This is a genomic window from Sphingomonas sp. J315 (assembly GCF_024666595.1).
Classification (GTDB): Bacteria; Pseudomonadota; Alphaproteobacteria; order Sphingomonadales; family Sphingomonadaceae; genus Sphingomonas.
The window spans coordinates 1,380,124-1,395,207 of record NZ_CP088296.1; the positions used below are offsets into that span (position 1 = coordinate 1,380,124).

Here is a 15,084-nt window from a genome sequence, read left to right on the forward strand (position 1 = left end):
AGCCAGCGCCGACACGCTACATCAATGATGTGACCATCCCGCCGATCACCGAACTGACCGACCGCGCCCGCGACATTTTCCGCGTCGTGGTGGAGTCGTACCTCGACGCGGGCCAGCCGGTGGGGTCGCGCACCATTTCGCGCGCGCCCGGCCTCAACCTCTCCCCCGCCTCGATCCGCAACGTCATGCAGGATCTGGAGGAGCTCGGCCTGCTCGCCGCGCCGCATACCAGCGCGGGGCGGATGCCGACCGAACTCGGCCTCCGCCTGTTCGTCGACGGCATGATGCAGGCCAACGAGCCCTCGGCGGAGGAGCGCGCCGCGATCGAATCGCGCGCCGCGACGCGCGGTCCGGTTGAGGAGGCGCTGGCCAGCACCACCGCCGCGCTGTCCGGCCTGTCCGCCTGTGCCGGCATGGTGCTCGTCCCCAAGGCGGAGCGGGTATTGCGCCAGTTCGGTTTCGTCCCACTGGGCAACGACCGCGCGCTCGCGGTGCTGGTCGGAGAGGACGGATCGGTCGAGAACCGCGTCGTCGAACTCCCCCCGGCCTGCCGCCGGGCGCGCTCGAACAGGCGGCGAACTACCTCACCGCCACGCTCGGCGGCCTGACCCTGTCCGAAGCCCGCGTCCGGATCGGCCGCCAGATCGCCACCGAACGCGCCGCGCTCGACGATGCTGCGCGCGCGCTGGTCGAACGCGGCCTTGCGGTCTGGTCGCAGGATGGCGATGATCGCCCCGTTCTGATCGTGCGCGGCCAGGCCCGCCTGCTCGACAGTGCCGCCGCCGAGGACCTCGATCGCGTCAGCCAGTTGCTCGACGAGCTGGAGGGCAAGGAGGAAATCGCCCGCCTGCTCGACAGCGCGCGCGAGGCCGACGCCGCACGCATCTTCATCGGCAGCGAGAACAAGCTGTTCGCCTTGTCCGGCTCCTCGGTCATCGCCAAACCCGTCCGCGCGATGGACGGCCGCGTCGTCGGCGTGGTGGGGGGTAATCGGCCCGACGCGGTTGAACTATGCCCGCGTCGTGCCCATGGTGGACTTCACCGCTTCAACCCTGGCCAGATTGCTGGCCTGACTCATAACAGAACACGCAGGAACCATGACCGAAGACAATAAGACCGAAGCGACCGAAGACCTCCGCGCGGAGACCGCCGAGCAGGCGCCCGAAGTCGCCGAGCATGACCGCGTCGCCGAGCTGGAGGCAGAGCTGGCCGAAGCCAAGTCCGCGACCCTCTACGCCCGCGCCGAGGCCCAGAACCTGCTCCGCCGTGCGCAGAAGGAGGCGGAGGACGCGCGCAACTATGCCGCGACGGGCTTTGCGCGCGACATCCTGTCGGTCGCCGACAATCTCGGTCGCGCCCTCTCGGCGATCCCCGAAGAGCTGCGCGAGGACGAGAAGATGAAGGGGCTGATCACCGGCCTCGAAGCCACCGGCCGCGAACTCGACAGCGTCTTCGCCCGCCACGGCATCTCGAAGATCAGCGCGCTCGGCGAAGCGCTCGACCCCAACCGCCACCAGGCGATGATGGAAATCCCCAGCGCCGACGCGGAACCCGGCACGATCGTGCAGGAAATCCAGTCCGGCTACATGATCCGCGACCGCCTGCTGCGCCCCGCACTGGTCGGCGTGGCGAAGAAGCCGGATTGAATTCAACTTAGTCACCCCGGCCCTGTGCCGGGGTCCACTGCGCCGCACGTCCGGCGACAGCGGCTCGAGCATCGCGCCTGCCGCCCGGTGGATCCCGGCACGAGGCCGGGATGACGATCAAGGCGGGTAGCGCGTACCTCGCCCTTCCCCTATCTCCACCCCATGTCCGGCCGTTTTGACTCCATCCCCCCACCGCCGCGCGATCATCGACCGGCGGGCATTGGCGGACGACCTCGCCGCGCTCGATGCTCCCGATACGATGCGGCTGCGTCAGGCCGGGGCGCTCCGCCTCAAACAGGCGCTGGAGGATGGGCGCGCCGAAATCGCCCGCCGACTGATCGAACACCCGGCCAAGGGGCATGAAAGCGCGGCCAGCGGCGCGTTCCTGATGGATCAGCTGCTGCGCACCCTGTGGGACTTCACCCTCGCGCGCCTCTACCCCAACAGCAACCCGACCGCGGCCGAGCGGATGACGCTGATCGCGGTGGGCGGCTATGGCCGGGGCGAGATGGCGCCGCACAGCGACGTCGATATCGGCTTCATCACCCCCTGGAAGCAGACCGGGTGGAGCGAGCAGGTCATCGAATCGATGCTCTATTCGCTGTGGGACATGGGGCTCAAGGTCGGCCACAGCTCGCGCTCGCTCGACGAGATGGTACGTGAGGCAAAGGGTGACATCACCGTGCGTACCGCCTTGCTGGAGGCGCGCTATATCTGGGGCGACACCACGCTCTATGACGAGGGTGCCGCGCGCTTCAAGGCGGAGATCCAGAACGGGACGGCGCGTGACTTCATCGCGCAAAAGCTCGCCGAACGCGATGAGCGTCACCGCAAGATGGGCGACAGCCGCTATGTCGTCGAACCCAATGTCAAGGAGGGCAAGGGCGGGCTGCGCGACCTGCACACCCTGTTCTGGATCGGCAAATACGCTCATGGCGTGCGCGAGCCGGGCGACTTGGTCGAGGCGGGGCTGCTCACCAAATTGGAGTATCGCCAGTTTCGCCGCGCCGAAAATTTCCTCTGGGCGGTGCGCTGTCACCTCCACGACCTCTCCCGTCGCGGCGAGGACCGGCTGACCTTCGACTATCAGCGCGAGATCGCGGAGCGGATGCGCTACGCCGACCGGCCGGGCAAGTCGAAGGTCGAGCGCTTCATGCACTTCTACTTCCTCCAGGCGAAGATGGTCGGCGACCTGACCGGCGTCTTCCTCGCCCATCTGGACGAGAAGTTCGCCGCGCGGGGCAGCCGTTTCGGCCTGCCCCGCATCCGCCGCAGTCCGCGCAAGCTCAAGGGCTTCGTCCTCGATCGCGGCCGCCTCGCCTTGCCGCGCGACGATTTCTTCGCCGAGGATCCGGTGCGCCTCGTCGAGCTGTTTCAGCTCGCTGACCTCCACAAGCTGGAGGTGCACCCGCTCGCGATGCGCGCCGCCAATCGCGATGCCAAGCTGATCGCCGACTGGCGCGACGATCCGCGCGCCAATGCTCTGTTCATGGACGTGCTGACCAGCCCCCCGCGACCCCGAGACCGTATTGCGCTGGATGAACGAGGCGGGGGTGTTCGGCCAGTTCGTTCCGGACTTTGGCCGCGTCGTCGCGCAGATGCAGTTCGACATGTACCACCATTTCACGGTGGACGAGCACACGATCCGCGCGGTCGGCCTGCTCAACCGGATCGAAAAGGGCGACCTCAAGGAGGATCACCCGCTCTCCACCTCGATCCTCGACCAGGTCGCGTCGCGCCGCGCGCTCTACGTGTCGGTGCTGCTGCACGACATCGCCAAGGGGCGCGGCGGCGATCACAGCGTGATCGGTGCCGAGATCGCGCTCAAGCTTGGCCCCCGCTTCGGCCTGACCGCGGCGGAGACCGAGACGGTGTCCTGGCTGGTCCGCTATCACCTGCTGATGTCCGCGACCGCGTTCAAGCGCGACCTCAGCGATTTCAAGACGATCCTCGACTTTGCCGAGGTGGTGCAATCGCCCCAGCGGCTGATGATGCTGCTGATCCTCACCGTCGTCGATATCCGCGCGGTCGGCCCCGGCGTGTGGAACGGGTGGAAGCGCCAGCTGCTCACCAACCTCTTCGACAGCGCCGAGGAAGTGCTGCGCCTCGGCCACAAGCAAAAGGGTCGCAGCGAGCGGATCGCCGCGAAACAGGCCGCGCTTGGCCGCGCGCTCGACCGCGATGTCGGCGATTTCGTCCGCCGCCTCGCCGATCCTTACTGGGTTGCGGAGCCGGAGGATGTGATCGAACGCAACGCGCGCTTCATTGCCCGCGTTGGCGACGCGCAGCTGTCGGTCGAGGCAACAGTCTATCCCGATCGCGGCGCGACGCTCGTCACCGTCTATGCCGCCGACCATGCCGGGCTGTTCTACCGCATCGCCGGCGCGATCCATGCTGCGGGCGGCAACATCATCGACGCGCGCATTCACACCACGCGCGACGGCATGGCGCTCGACAATTTCCTCGTTCAGGACCCGCTCGGCCGCCCGTTCGACGATCCCGGCCAGCTCGCCCGCATCGAAAGCGGCATTGCCGAGGCGCTGGCCAACCGCGCCAAGCTCACCGAACGCCTCGCCGCCAAACCGCTCCGACTCCGCGCCGATGCCTTCACGATCGAACCGAACGTGCTGATCGACAACAAGGCGTCGAACCGCTTCACCGTGATCGAGGTGCAGGCGCGCGACCGCCCGGCGCTGCTTCACCACCTCGCTTATGCGCTGTTCCAGTCAAAGGTGACGATCCACAGCGCGCACGTCGCCACCTATGGCGAGCGCGCGGTCGATACCTTCTACGTAACCGACCTGACCGGCGACAAGATCACCGCTGTGCTGCGCCTGAAGTCACTCGAACGCCGCCTGCTCGACGCAACCGCGGGCCAAGGCGAGTTCGCCAGCGCAGCGTGACCAATCCTCCCCGGAACGGGGAGGATTTCAGTGCTTCCGCCATCGCACCCCCCGCCCTACACTCCCCCCATCACCACCGGGAGGACATGAGATATGGGCGTACTCGGCATGGGCGGGCTGTTCTTCCGGGCGCAGGACCCGGACGCGCTCAACACATGGTATCGCGAACATCTCGGTATCGGCGCGGGCTGCGTCGCCGAGGATAGCGGGGGCGAGGCGAATGAATGGGTGTGGCAGACGGTCGGCGGCCCGATGGTCTTCGCGCCGTTCAAGGCGACCACCGACTATTTCGCCGAAGAGAAGCAGTTCATGATCAACCTGCGCGTGCGCGATCTGGAAGGGATGCTCGAACAGCTCAACGCCGCCGGCATCGACATCATCACCAAACCCGAATGGGACGAAGGCGGCATCGGCAAATTCGCCCGCATCCACGACCCCGAAGGCAACGCCATCGAACTATGGGAGCCGCCCGTATGACCGCCGTCTGGATCGCGCTCGGCGCGGTGGCGATTTCGCTGGTCACCGTGTTCATCTCGCTCAACGCGGCGAAGGAGGCCAAACGCAAGAAAGATGGCGGTGACGGCGGCACCACCCACGCCAGCGACACCGATCGCGACCGCGCGGACAGCGATGGTAGCGGTGACAACGGCGGTGACGGCGGAGGGGGAGACTAACCAATTCCTCCCCTGAGCTTGTCTCAGGGGAGGGGGACCGCCGCCGAAGGCGGTGGTGGAGGGGCCGCGCCAACGGCGCGGAACGCGTGCGGCAAGCGATCCGCTGCGTCTGCGCGCAGCGCCCCTCCACCACCCGCTACGCGGGCGGTCCCCCTCCACCAGCAAGCTGGGGGAGGAATTGACCACACTCCCTCGTCAGCCCGGCCTTGAGCCGGGCCAAGGCTTCTTCTTCCCAACGCTGAAAAGAAAGCCCAGCCCCGGGTCAAGCCCGGCGCGACGTGCTCAAATCAGCGGGCCGCACGAAGCGTGCTTCTCCAATCTCGGCTCCCCGCAGCTTCGCGAATCGCCATGCTGCGACCGTGCCAATGATCGTTGCTACGGCGACGATGATCGGAACCACGGCACTTCCGCGAGCAGTCTGATTCCACCAGAGGATAAATGAAGCCGAGAAACCCATCACAGCAATGGCGATGGCGCCGCTATAATCGGGATTTAGCCGCCCGCTCCACGCACTCTTGGGCTTCGGTGACGGATCGAGTGCGCTCCCGACAATGGCCAGCAAGAATATGGGGAAACCAAGCGTGTCGCCGAGCACGCCCCATCTTTCCTCAAAGCCGGGGTCAGACACTTCAAGATAGCGCGTCAGCACATATGCGCCGAACGTCATGGCTGCGATGATATAGGCCGTACGGGACAGACGGCGGCGCAGTCGGCGACTCAGCTTCATCGGTTCGCCCCCTCAATCCCGCTGCCAAACCCGCACGTAATCCACTTCCATCGCCGCCGGGAACGCCTTGGGATCGATCCCCTTCTGCCCGCCCCAGCCGCCGACCGCGACGTTCAGGATCAGATATTCGGGCGTGCCGAACGGCCAGGTCTGCGGATCGCCCTTCTTATCATTCTCGAACCGCATATAGGCGCGGCCGTTCATGCCCACGAGGATGCGGTCCTCATTCCAGTCGAGCTGATAGGTGTGAAACGTCTCGCACACATCGGGCCGCACGACATGCGCGCCCTTCTGCGTCTGCGCGACATGGTTGTACGCGCCGGTATGCACCGTGCCATGGACGCGGCCATTGTCCCAGCCGACATGCTCCATGATGTCGATCTCGCCCATTGCGGGCCAGCCGCGGCGGTCGTCCGACGCCAACATCCAGATCGCGGGCCAGATGCCGCGCCCGCACGGCAATTTCGCGCGGACCTCGAAGAACCCGTAGCGCCAGTCGGCAATCCCCTTGGTGAAGATCTTGCCGGACGCATAATCCTGGCCGCCATAATCGGCCTTGTCCTTCAGCCGCTCGATCGTGGCGGTGAGGATCAGCCGGCCATTCTCGACCCGCACATTTTGCGGTCGCGCGGCGGCGTAATACTGCTTTTCCTCATTGTGCCAGCCGAGCTTGTTGCGCGCGGTGTCGTACGCCCAGCGCTTCGGATCAGGCAGGCCGTCGACATCGAACTCGTCCGACCAGACCAGCTTCGCATCCGCAGGACGGACGAGCGGCTCGTCCGTCCCGGCGGTGATCGGTGGGCTGTGCACCACCTGCGCAGCAGCAGGCAGCGATGCGGCCAGCGCGAACAGGAGGAGTGCCGCCCTCACTTGGGCGACAGCACCATCAGCATCTGCCGGCCTTCCATGCGCGGATAGCTTTCGACCTTCGCCACCTCGGCGCTGTCCTCCTGGACGCGCTTCAACAGGTTCATGCCCAGCTGGCCATGACTCAGCTCGCGCCCGCGGAAGCGCAGCGTGATCTTCACCTTGTCGCCCTCGCCGATGAACTTGTGCACCGCCTTCATCTTCGTCTCATAATCATGATCGTCGATGTTCGGACGCATCTTGATCTCCTTGATCTCCTGCGTCTTCTGCGACTTGCGGGCGAGGTTCGCCTTTTTCTGCGCCTCGTACTTGTACTTGCCGACGTCGAGATATTTGGCGACGGGCGGGTCCGCGTTCGGCGACACCTCAACCAGGTCGAGGCCAAGCGCCTGCGCCTGCTCCATCGCTTCGCGCGTGAACATCACGCCCAGATTCTCGCCCTCATGGTCGATCACGCGAACCTTGGGGGGAGGTGATGAATTCATTGTGCCGCGGACCAGTGGGGACCGGAGGCGCGAAGCCGCGCCGGGACATGGGAGGACGTATAGGAACAGCTCCTGTTATAATTTCGACCAGTTACGATAACGCAGAAACGCGCGAGCGGGTAGTCCCGCCGCGCGATCCTGACGAAAAAGCCACACGCTGTGGCGCGCGGGTTACGCCTTCATATCGGGCGCCAGCGCCGCATCCGCAAGCATCGCGATGGCGTCGTCGAGGCGCATCACCTTCTGCCCCTCGCTGCCCAGCGTGCGGACCGCGACCGTGCCCTCCTCGGCCTCGCGCTTGCCGACGACCAGCAAATGCGGGACCTTGGCAAGGCTGTGCTCGCGCACCTTGTAGTTGATCTTCTCGTTGCGCAGATCGCTCTCGACCCGGATTCCGGCGGCCTTGAGCTTTACGACCGCATCCTTCGCATAGTCATCCGCATCCGACACGATCGTCGCCACCACCGCCTGCACCGGCGCCAGCCATACCGGCAGCCTTCCGGCGAAATGCTCGATCAGAATGCCGATGAACCGCTCGTACGAGCCAAAGATCGCGCGGTGCAGCATCACCGGCCGGTGCCGCTCGCCATCCTCGCCCACGTACGACGCATCCAGCCGCTCGGGCAGCACCCGGTCCGACTGGATCGTCCCCACCTGCCACGTCCGCCCGATCGCGTCGGTCAGATGCCATTCCAGCTTCGGCGCATAGAAGGCCCCCTCGCCCGGCAGCTCCTCCCAGCCATATTCGGGCGTCGCCAGCCCCGCGCGCACCACCGCGTCGCGCAGCTCATTCTCCGCCTTGTCCCAGTCGGCGTCGGAGCCAAAGCGCTTCTCGGGCCGCAGCGCCAGCTTGATCGAATAGGTGAAGCCGAAGTCGCGATACACCCGGTCCGCCAGCTCGCAGAAGGCCTGCACCTCGGCGACGATCTGGTCCTCGCGGCAAAAGATATGCGCGTCGTCCTGCGTGAACTGCCGCACGCGCATCAGCCCGTGCAGCGCGCCATGCGGCTCGTTGCGGTGGCAACAGCCATTCTCGTACAGCCGCAGCGGCAGCTCGCGATAGCTCTTCAGCCCCTGCCGGAAAATCAGCACATGCGCCGGGCAGTTCATCGGCTTCAGCGCCATCCAGTCGGCCTCGCCGCTGATCACCGGGCCGTCATCGTCGACGTTCGGCACCTCGTCGGGGATCACGAACATATTCTCGCGATACTTGCCCCAATGGCCCGACTGCTCCCACTGGCGCGCGTCCATCACCTGCGGCGTCTTGACCTCGCGATAGCCAGCAGCATCGATCGCACGGCGCATATAGGCCTCAAGCTGACGCCACACCATGTACCCCTTGGGGTGCCAGAACACGCTGCCATGCGCTTCCTGCTGCAGGTGGAACAGGTCCATCTCCGCACCCAGCTTGCGATGGTCGCGCTTCGCCGCTTCCTCCAGCTTATGCAGATGCGCGTCGAGCTGCTTCTTGTTGAGCCAGCCGGTGCCATAGATGCGCGTCAGCTGCGCATTCTTCTGGTCGCCGCGCCAATAGGCCCCCGCGACGCGCATGAGCTTGAACGCCTGCGGATCGAGCTTGCCGGTCGATGCCAGATGCGGCCCCCGGCACATGTCGAGCCAGTCGTCGCCCGACCAGTACACCGTCAGCTCCTCGCCCTCGGGCAGTTCCTTGGCCCATTCGGCCTTGAAGCTCTCGCCCTCGGCGGTCCAGCGGTCGATCAGCGCCTGCCGGCTCCACACCTCACGGCGCAGCGGCTTGTCGGCGCGGATGATCTCGCGCATCTTCTCCTCGATCGCGGGCAGATCCTCCATCGAGAAGGGCGCACGCGACGCCGGAGCCATCACGTCATAGTAAAAACCGTCATCGGTCGCCGGGCCAAAGGTGATCTGCGTCCCCGGCCACAGCGCCTGCACCGCCTCGGCCAGGATATGCGCAAAGTCATGCCGCGCCAGCTCCAGTGCATCGGCCTCGTCCCGCGCCGTCACCAGCGCCAGCGCGCTATCCTTCTCCAGCGGCCGCCCGATATCGCGCAATTCGCCATCGACCCGCGCGGCAATCGCCGCCTTGGCCAGCCCCGGCCCGATCGCGGCGGCAATGTCGCCCGGCGTGGTCCCCGGCGGCACTTCGCGCACCGAGCCATCGGGAAGCGTGATCGAAAGAAGGTCGGCCATATCAATCCTGCATGTTTGACGTGCCTATGCACGGGCACGCGGCGCTAGAAAAGGGGCAGGATCAGGAGGAGCAGCGCCATCTCACCCGATCCCGGGCAAGAGGGCGGCGGAGCGGCTCTAACCGCGCACGCCAAACCCTCCCGCCGCGGCGGGAGTGGTGGTGGTAGTGCTGGCGAAGCGATGAGCCATGGCACGGATATAGCGCGGCGCATGCTTCGACGCTACCCTCCGCCCATGCCCGCCGACCACCGCATCGCCGCCATCCTCCCCTGCCGCGACCTGCAGGCGAGCACCGATTTCTACCAGCGCCTCGGCTTTACCCTCGACAGCGACTGGGGCCATTACCGCATCCTGAGCGACGGCAAGGGCTGGCACCTCCATCTGCGCCACGAACCCAACACGCCCCAGGCCCCCGACAATCCCTTCGGCCTGTACCTCTACGCCGAAGACGTCGACGCCATCGCCAACCGCGTGCGCGATGCGATCATCGAGCCGGGTACACCCCACCTCAAACCCTGGGGCATGGTCGAATTCGCGGTCAGCGATCCCGACGGGGCACTCGTCCGCGTGGGGCGGGAGGCGAGCTGACCGCCCGCAATCTCTAGCCCCTCCCGCCTTCGCGGTAGGGGTTGGGAGGGTCTTCTTCTGCGTCTTCTTCAAGCACCCCGACGCATCACAAATTCCTCACCGCCGCCTCATTACCCCGCGCGCAAACCCCGCCATCCCTGCCCTGTCACCCAGCACAGGAGCCACCCCATGACCCCCACCACCGCGTATCGCAGCGGCATCGCGCTCGTCGGCCTCACATCCTTCCTGATCGTCTGGACCAGCATCGTCCGCGACGAAGGCAGCGCCGCCGGCAATTTCATGATCATCCTCGCCACCGCCGTCGGCGGCTATGCCTGCCGCTTCGAAGCCGCCGGTCTTGCCCGCACCATGGCCGGCGTCGCGGCGATGCAGCTCATCCTCGGCCTGCTCACCGCCACCGCCCCGATCACCGCCACCCTCCCCGGCGGCGCACCCAAGGCCTTCGCCTTCCACGCGGTGTTCACGCTGCTCTGGCTGGGAAGCGCGGCATTGTTCCGCACCGCTGCACGCAGGACGGCGACACACTAACGATCGTCACCCCGGCCCCGTGCCGGGGTCCACCCCCGCCACACGCTCGGCAGCGGAGGCTCCACCTACCAACCCCGCCACAATCGTCACCCCGGGCTTGACCCGGGGCCCAGCTTCTTCGACCGGCCAAGGCAGCTGGGCCCCGGCTCAAGGCCGGGGTGACGAAAGGAGGCGAAATCCGCTTTCCTACAAACCGCCAAAAAGCGCATAGACTGGCCGATGCGCAACCCGCCCGAAACTACCCTGAAGATACGCGACGCGCCGCTGTCGCACGCCGGTCGTGCCGGGCTCGCGCCACGGTCGCGAACCCGTCGCGCCGGTGTCGCTTGCCCGTCGCACATCGGTCGCGGCACAGTCGCCTCCCCGTCGCCCGCATGTCGCGCCGATGGTGTCAGCCCGTCGCGCAGGTGTCGCGTCACAGTCGCCTACCCGGCGCAAACCCGCCCCGTCGCGGTCGTCTCCGCCCCACACACGCCCATTTTCGTCAGGATCGTCGGACGCCTGTCAGGCGCGCGGTCAGATCACCCCGAACGGCACCACCCGGTTGAGCGCGATATGCCCGATCCCCGACCGCCCCAGATACGGCACCCCCATCTCACGGCACCAGCGGATGATGATCTGCTCAAGGCTCTCCCCGAACGGCACGTCGTTATCGACCATGTCGGTCACCGCGCCCAGCCGCACGCCCGCAATGCCCTGCAGCTGCGTGGCATGCGCCATCTGGAACAGCATCCGGTCGATCCGGTACATCGGCTCGCCGACCTCCTCGATATGCAGCACATGGTCGGTCAGGTCGGGCAGCCACGGCGTGCCGATCATCGCCGCCAGGATCGACAGGTTGAACGCCGCCGCCGGGCGACCGTCCAGCGTCGGCTCCAGCCCGTCGCGCTTGCCGTCGATCAGCCAGCTCAGCACCCAGCCCGCGTCGGTGCCCTTGTCGTTGACCCCCATGGCGCTCGCCATCGACCCATGCGCCTGCCGCCCGATCCGCCGCGCATAGAGCGCACCCAGCATGAACCCCATGTCGGAATAGCCGATATAGGTCTTGGTCTTCGCCGCAGGCCCCAACTTCGACATCGCGACATCGAGGATGCGGTTGGAACCATATCCGCCGCGCGCGAACCAGATCGCGTCGAACGCCGCGTCATTGGCGAATTCCAGAAACGCCGCCGCGCGGACATCGTCGGGACCTGCAAAATGCCCCTCGGTCAGGAAGCATTGCGGGTGGAACACGATCTCATGCGCGGGCCAGTACAGCGCCATGAACGCCTGCATCCGCGCCGCCGATTCCGCGCTGACTGTCCGTGCCGGTGCGACGACGCCGATCCGCATAGCTTTCCTTCGCCTGTCCCGCTCATGCTGAGCTTGTCGAAGCACCGTTCTTTCTGCTCGACCCGTCGAAGAAGAACGGCCCTTCGACAAGCGCAGGGCGAACGGAAGTGGGACACGCTTGCCCCCTGTCTCCGAACCCGCGATAGCCCGGCATGATGGAACACGGCAAACCCCATTTTTTCGTCGGGATCGGCGGCAGCGGCATGATGCCGCTCGCGATGATCCTCGCCGGCCAGGGCGCGAGCGTCGCCGGCTCGGACCGCAGCCTCGACTCCGGGCGCCTCCCCGCCAAGTTCGACGCGCTGCGCAACCTCGGCATCGACCTATTCCCGCAGGACGGCAGCGGCATCACCTCTTCCGATCAGGTGGTGATCGCATCCGCCGCAGTCGAAGCCACCGTCCCCGACATGGTTCAGGCCGCCAGCCTCGGCTGCCCCCGCATGACCCGGGCCGAACTCAACGCGAAACTGTTCAACGCCGCCCCGCTGTCGATCGGCGTCGCGGGGACCAGCGGCAAGTCGACCGTCACCGGCATGATCGCGTGGATCCTGTACAGCCTCGACCGCGATCCCACGGTGATGAACGGCGCGGTGATGAAGAATTTCGTGCGGCCCGAAGCACCGTTCGCCAGCGCATTGGTCGGCGAGGGCGACCTCTATGTCAGCGAGGTGGACGAGAGCGACGGCTCGATCGCGCTCTACACTCCGCAGGTCGCGGTGCTCAACAATGTCAGCCTTGACCACAAGAGCCTCGAGGAACTCCGCACCCTGTTCGGCGACTTCGCGGCCAAGGCGCGCACCACCATCGTCAATATCGGCGACCCGGAAAGCGCGGAACTGGCGAGGGCGCTCGACCCGGCCCGCACGCGAACCTTCGCGGTCGATGCCGAAGCGGACCTCTCCGCCCGCAACCTGACGCCCGAACCCTTCGCGATCAGCTTCGACCTCGAAATGGACGGCGCCACCCGCCGCATCCGCCTATCGGTGCCCGGCACCCACAATGTCGCCAACGCCCTCGCCGCGATCGGCGCTTGCATCGCCGCCGGTCTCGACCCCGATGCGGTATGCGAGGCGATTCAGGGCTTCACCGGCCTGCGCCGCCGCTTCGAACTGGTCGGCGAAGCGAACGGCGTCGCGGTGATCGACGATTTCGGGCACAACCCCGACAAGATCGGGGCGACGCTCGACACGCTCCACGCCTTTCCCGGCCGCATCCTCGCGCTGTTCCAGCCGCACGGCTATGGCCCGCTCAAGGTGATGCGCAGCGAACTCGTCGCGATGTTCGCCGACAAGCTCGCGCCGGGCGACCAGCTGATCCTCCCCGACCCGGTCTATCAGGGCGGCACCGTCACGCGCGAAGTGACCAGCGCCGACATCATCGCCGACATCGCCGCCACCGACCGCGATGCCCGCCACATCCCCGACCGCGCCGCCGCCGCCGCCCACCTCGCCGCCATCGCCCAGCCCGGCGACCGCATCGTCATCATGGGGGCAAGGGACGACACGCTCAGCCTGCTCGCGCAAAGCATCCTCGACGATTTGGAAAGGTAGGCAATCTTTTTGTAAAGCTACATTGACATCGCCAATCAGATCGGCGTAAAGCTCACTTGTCATTTGAACAAGGGAGCTTTCCAATGCGCAACACCACCCCCGCCGGTCGGCGCTACATCGCCCGGTTCATGCCGCTGATCGCGGTCTATGTCGCAACGCTGTTCATCACGACCTGGGTGATCCGCGACAGCCAGCCCTCTGGCGCGCTGCTCGGCCTGCTTTCGGTCCTCCCCGCCCTGCCGCTGGTCGGGATCATCGCCGTCCTCGGCCTGTACGTCGTCGAAGAGAGTGACGAATATCTCCGCTCGCAAATCGTCCGCCACATGATGGTCGGCCTTGGCGGCCTGCTGGCGATCATGAGCATCTGGGGGGTTCCTGGAGTTCGGCGGCGCCGTCCCGCACTTCCCGACGATGCTGGGCTTCCCGATCTGGTGCGGCATCTGGGGCATCAGCCAGTGCGTCTCCGCCCTGCGCAACCGCAAGTCGGAGGAGGAAGCATGAAGAACCGCCTCCGCGTCCTCCGCGCCGAGCGAGAGTGGAGCCAGCAGGACCTCGCCGAGCGTCTCGAAGTGTCCCGGCAGAGCGTCAATGCGATCGAAACCGGCCGCTACGACCCCTCGCTGCCCCTCGCCTTCAAGATCGCCGACCTGTTCGGCCTGACGATCGAAGAGATTTTCACCAACCCCTCGAAGGAAGCCTGAGCCATGTTCCGCCTGATCGCCCTAGCCGCCTTCGCCACAGCCTTCCTCGCCCCACCCCAGCGCTGCCACGCCCAAACCGCCCCGGTCGCCGAACAGCGGATGCAGCACATCTCGATCGTCGCCCTTGGCGAAGCGAAGCCCGGCCGCGAACCCGTCTACCTCATCCCCGGCCTGTCCAGTCCTCGCCAGGTCTGGGACCGCATCGCCCCCGATCTGGCCAAGGACCGACAGGTGCTGCTGGTCCAGGTCAACGGCTTCGGCGGCGATGACCTCGGCGCGAATGGCAAGCCCGGCATGACCGACCGCATCATCGCCGACGTGCTTGCCGACGCCACCAAGCGCGGTGCCAAGCAGCCCGCAGTCATCGGCCACAGCTATGGCGGCCTGATCGGCATGATCCTCGCCGCCCGCCACCCCGACCGGGTCGGCCGGCTGCTAGTCGTCGACACCCTGCCCTTCTTCGGCAAGCTCTTCGACCCCGCCGCCACCCCCGCCAGCATTGCGCCCCGCGCGGAACAACTCCGCGCCATGACCGTAGCTGGAGCCGATCGGATGAAGGCGATGCCCGCCGTCACCAGCGACCCCGGCGGCATCTGGTCGAACACCCCCGAAGGCCGGATCAAGGTCGCCAACTGGGGCATCAAGGCCGACCAGCGCGCCGTCGCCCAGGCGCTGTATGAAGACCTGATCACCGATATCGGCCCCGAACTCGGCAAGGTCACCGCGAAACCCTTCACCATCCTCTACGCCGCCGGCGTCGGCGAAGCGCAGGCCAAGGCCGTGTGGGAACCCGCCTATGTCGGCACTCCGGCAAAACTGGTCGCGGTCCCCGACAGCTACCACTTCATCATGCTCGACCAGCCGCAGCGCTTCGCCGCAGAGGTGAAGGCATTTCTCACCGAGTGACCCGC

The 15,084-nt window shown here is 66.6% G+C and carries 12 protein-coding genes and 3 pseudogenes; 10 read left to right on the forward strand and 5 right to left on the reverse strand.

The window, feature by feature from the left end; genetic code table 11:
* The first annotated feature begins 29 nt into the window (after positions 1-29).
* The 5 genes and pseudogenes from hrcA (at position 30) to LRS08_RS07135 (ending at position 5,223) form a co-directional block, all read left to right on the forward strand.
* Positions 30-1,073: pseudogene (hrcA, locus tag LRS08_RS07115) on the forward strand (heat-inducible transcriptional repressor HrcA).
* A 24-nt stretch (positions 1,074-1,097) separates the two neighbouring features.
* Positions 1,098-1,646 carry a nucleotide exchange factor GrpE gene (gene grpE, locus LRS08_RS07120; RefSeq protein ID WP_257844329.1) on the forward strand — a complete coding sequence of 183 codons (549 nt, stop codon included), beginning with the start codon at positions 1,098-1,100 and terminating at the stop codon, positions 1,644-1,646.
* A gap of 162 nt (positions 1,647-1,808) precedes the next feature.
* Positions 1,809-4,549: pseudogene (locus LRS08_RS07125) on the forward strand ([protein-PII] uridylyltransferase).
* A 93-nt stretch (positions 4,550-4,642) separates the two neighbouring features.
* The gene (locus LRS08_RS07130; protein WP_257844327.1) at positions 4,643-5,026 is read left to right on the forward strand and encodes a VOC family protein; all 384 of its coding nucleotides are present in this window, start codon (positions 4,643-4,645) and stop codon (positions 5,024-5,026) included.
* Positions 5,023-5,223, forward strand: a complete 201-nt coding sequence (locus tag LRS08_RS07135; RefSeq protein WP_257844326.1) for a hypothetical protein — start codon at positions 5,023-5,025, stop codon at positions 5,221-5,223. Before LRS08_RS07130 ends, LRS08_RS07135 begins: the two co-directional genes overlap by 4 nt.
* A 262-nt stretch (positions 5,224-5,485) precedes the next feature.
* Here the strand turns inward: LRS08_RS07135 and LRS08_RS07140 are convergent, their stop codons facing one another.
* From LRS08_RS07140 to thrS, 4 genes and pseudogenes are all read right to left on the reverse strand, one after another.
* Complete coding sequence (locus LRS08_RS07140) at positions 5,486-5,950, reverse strand: hypothetical protein (protein ID WP_257844325.1); 465 nt, start codon at positions 5,948-5,950, stop codon at positions 5,486-5,488.
* Positions 5,951-5,962: 12 nt separating this feature from the next.
* The gene (locus LRS08_RS07145) at positions 5,963-6,820 is read right to left on the reverse strand and encodes a glycoside hydrolase family 16 protein (protein WP_257844324.1); all 858 of its coding nucleotides are present in this window, start codon (positions 6,818-6,820) and stop codon (positions 5,963-5,965) included.
* Positions 6,817-7,351 (reverse strand): annotated as a pseudogene (gene infC, locus LRS08_RS07150) (translation initiation factor IF-3). The gene LRS08_RS07145 and the pseudogene infC overlap by 4 nt, the downstream one beginning before the upstream one ends.
* 122 nt (positions 7,352-7,473) lie before the next feature.
* Complete coding sequence (gene thrS, locus LRS08_RS07155) at positions 7,474-9,474, reverse strand: threonine--tRNA ligase (RefSeq protein WP_257844322.1); 2,001 nt, start codon at positions 9,472-9,474, stop codon at positions 7,474-7,476.
* 234 nt (positions 9,475-9,708) lie between these two features.
* Between thrS and LRS08_RS07160 the strand changes: the two genes are divergently transcribed.
* Positions 9,709-10,062: a VOC family protein gene (locus LRS08_RS07160; RefSeq protein WP_257844321.1), complete on the forward strand. Its 354-nt coding sequence runs from the start codon at positions 9,709-9,711 to the stop codon at positions 10,060-10,062.
* 168 nt (positions 10,063-10,230) lie between these two features.
* A complete protein-coding gene (locus LRS08_RS07165) occupies positions 10,231-10,590 on the forward strand; it encodes a hypothetical protein (protein ID WP_257844320.1) in 360 nt (119 codons plus the stop codon).
* Positions 10,591-11,106: 516 nt separating this feature from the next.
* On the opposite strand, the gene LRS08_RS07170 is transcribed toward LRS08_RS07165, so the two are convergent.
* Complete coding sequence (locus LRS08_RS07170) at positions 11,107-11,922, reverse strand: LD-carboxypeptidase (protein WP_257844319.1); 816 nt, start codon at positions 11,920-11,922, stop codon at positions 11,107-11,109.
* Between the two features lie 155 nt (positions 11,923-12,077).
* Between LRS08_RS07170 and LRS08_RS07175 the strand changes: the two genes are divergently transcribed.
* The 3 genes from LRS08_RS07175 to LRS08_RS07185 all read left to right on the forward strand — a co-directional run bounded on the left by LRS08_RS07175 (position 12,078) and on the right by LRS08_RS07185 (position 15,079).
* The gene (locus LRS08_RS07175) at positions 12,078-13,472 is read left to right on the forward strand and encodes a glutamate ligase domain-containing protein (protein WP_257844318.1); all 1,395 of its coding nucleotides are present in this window, start codon (positions 12,078-12,080) and stop codon (positions 13,470-13,472) included.
* A gap of 497 nt (positions 13,473-13,969) precedes the next feature.
* The gene (locus LRS08_RS07180) at positions 13,970-14,173 is read left to right on the forward strand and encodes a helix-turn-helix transcriptional regulator (protein ID WP_257844316.1); all 204 of its coding nucleotides are present in this window, start codon (positions 13,970-13,972) and stop codon (positions 14,171-14,173) included.
* A 3-nt stretch (positions 14,174-14,176) separates the two neighbouring features.
* Positions 14,177-15,079, forward strand: a complete 903-nt coding sequence (locus LRS08_RS07185; protein WP_257844315.1) for an alpha/beta fold hydrolase — start codon at positions 14,177-14,179, stop codon at positions 15,077-15,079.
* Positions 15,080-15,084 lie beyond the last annotated feature (5 nt).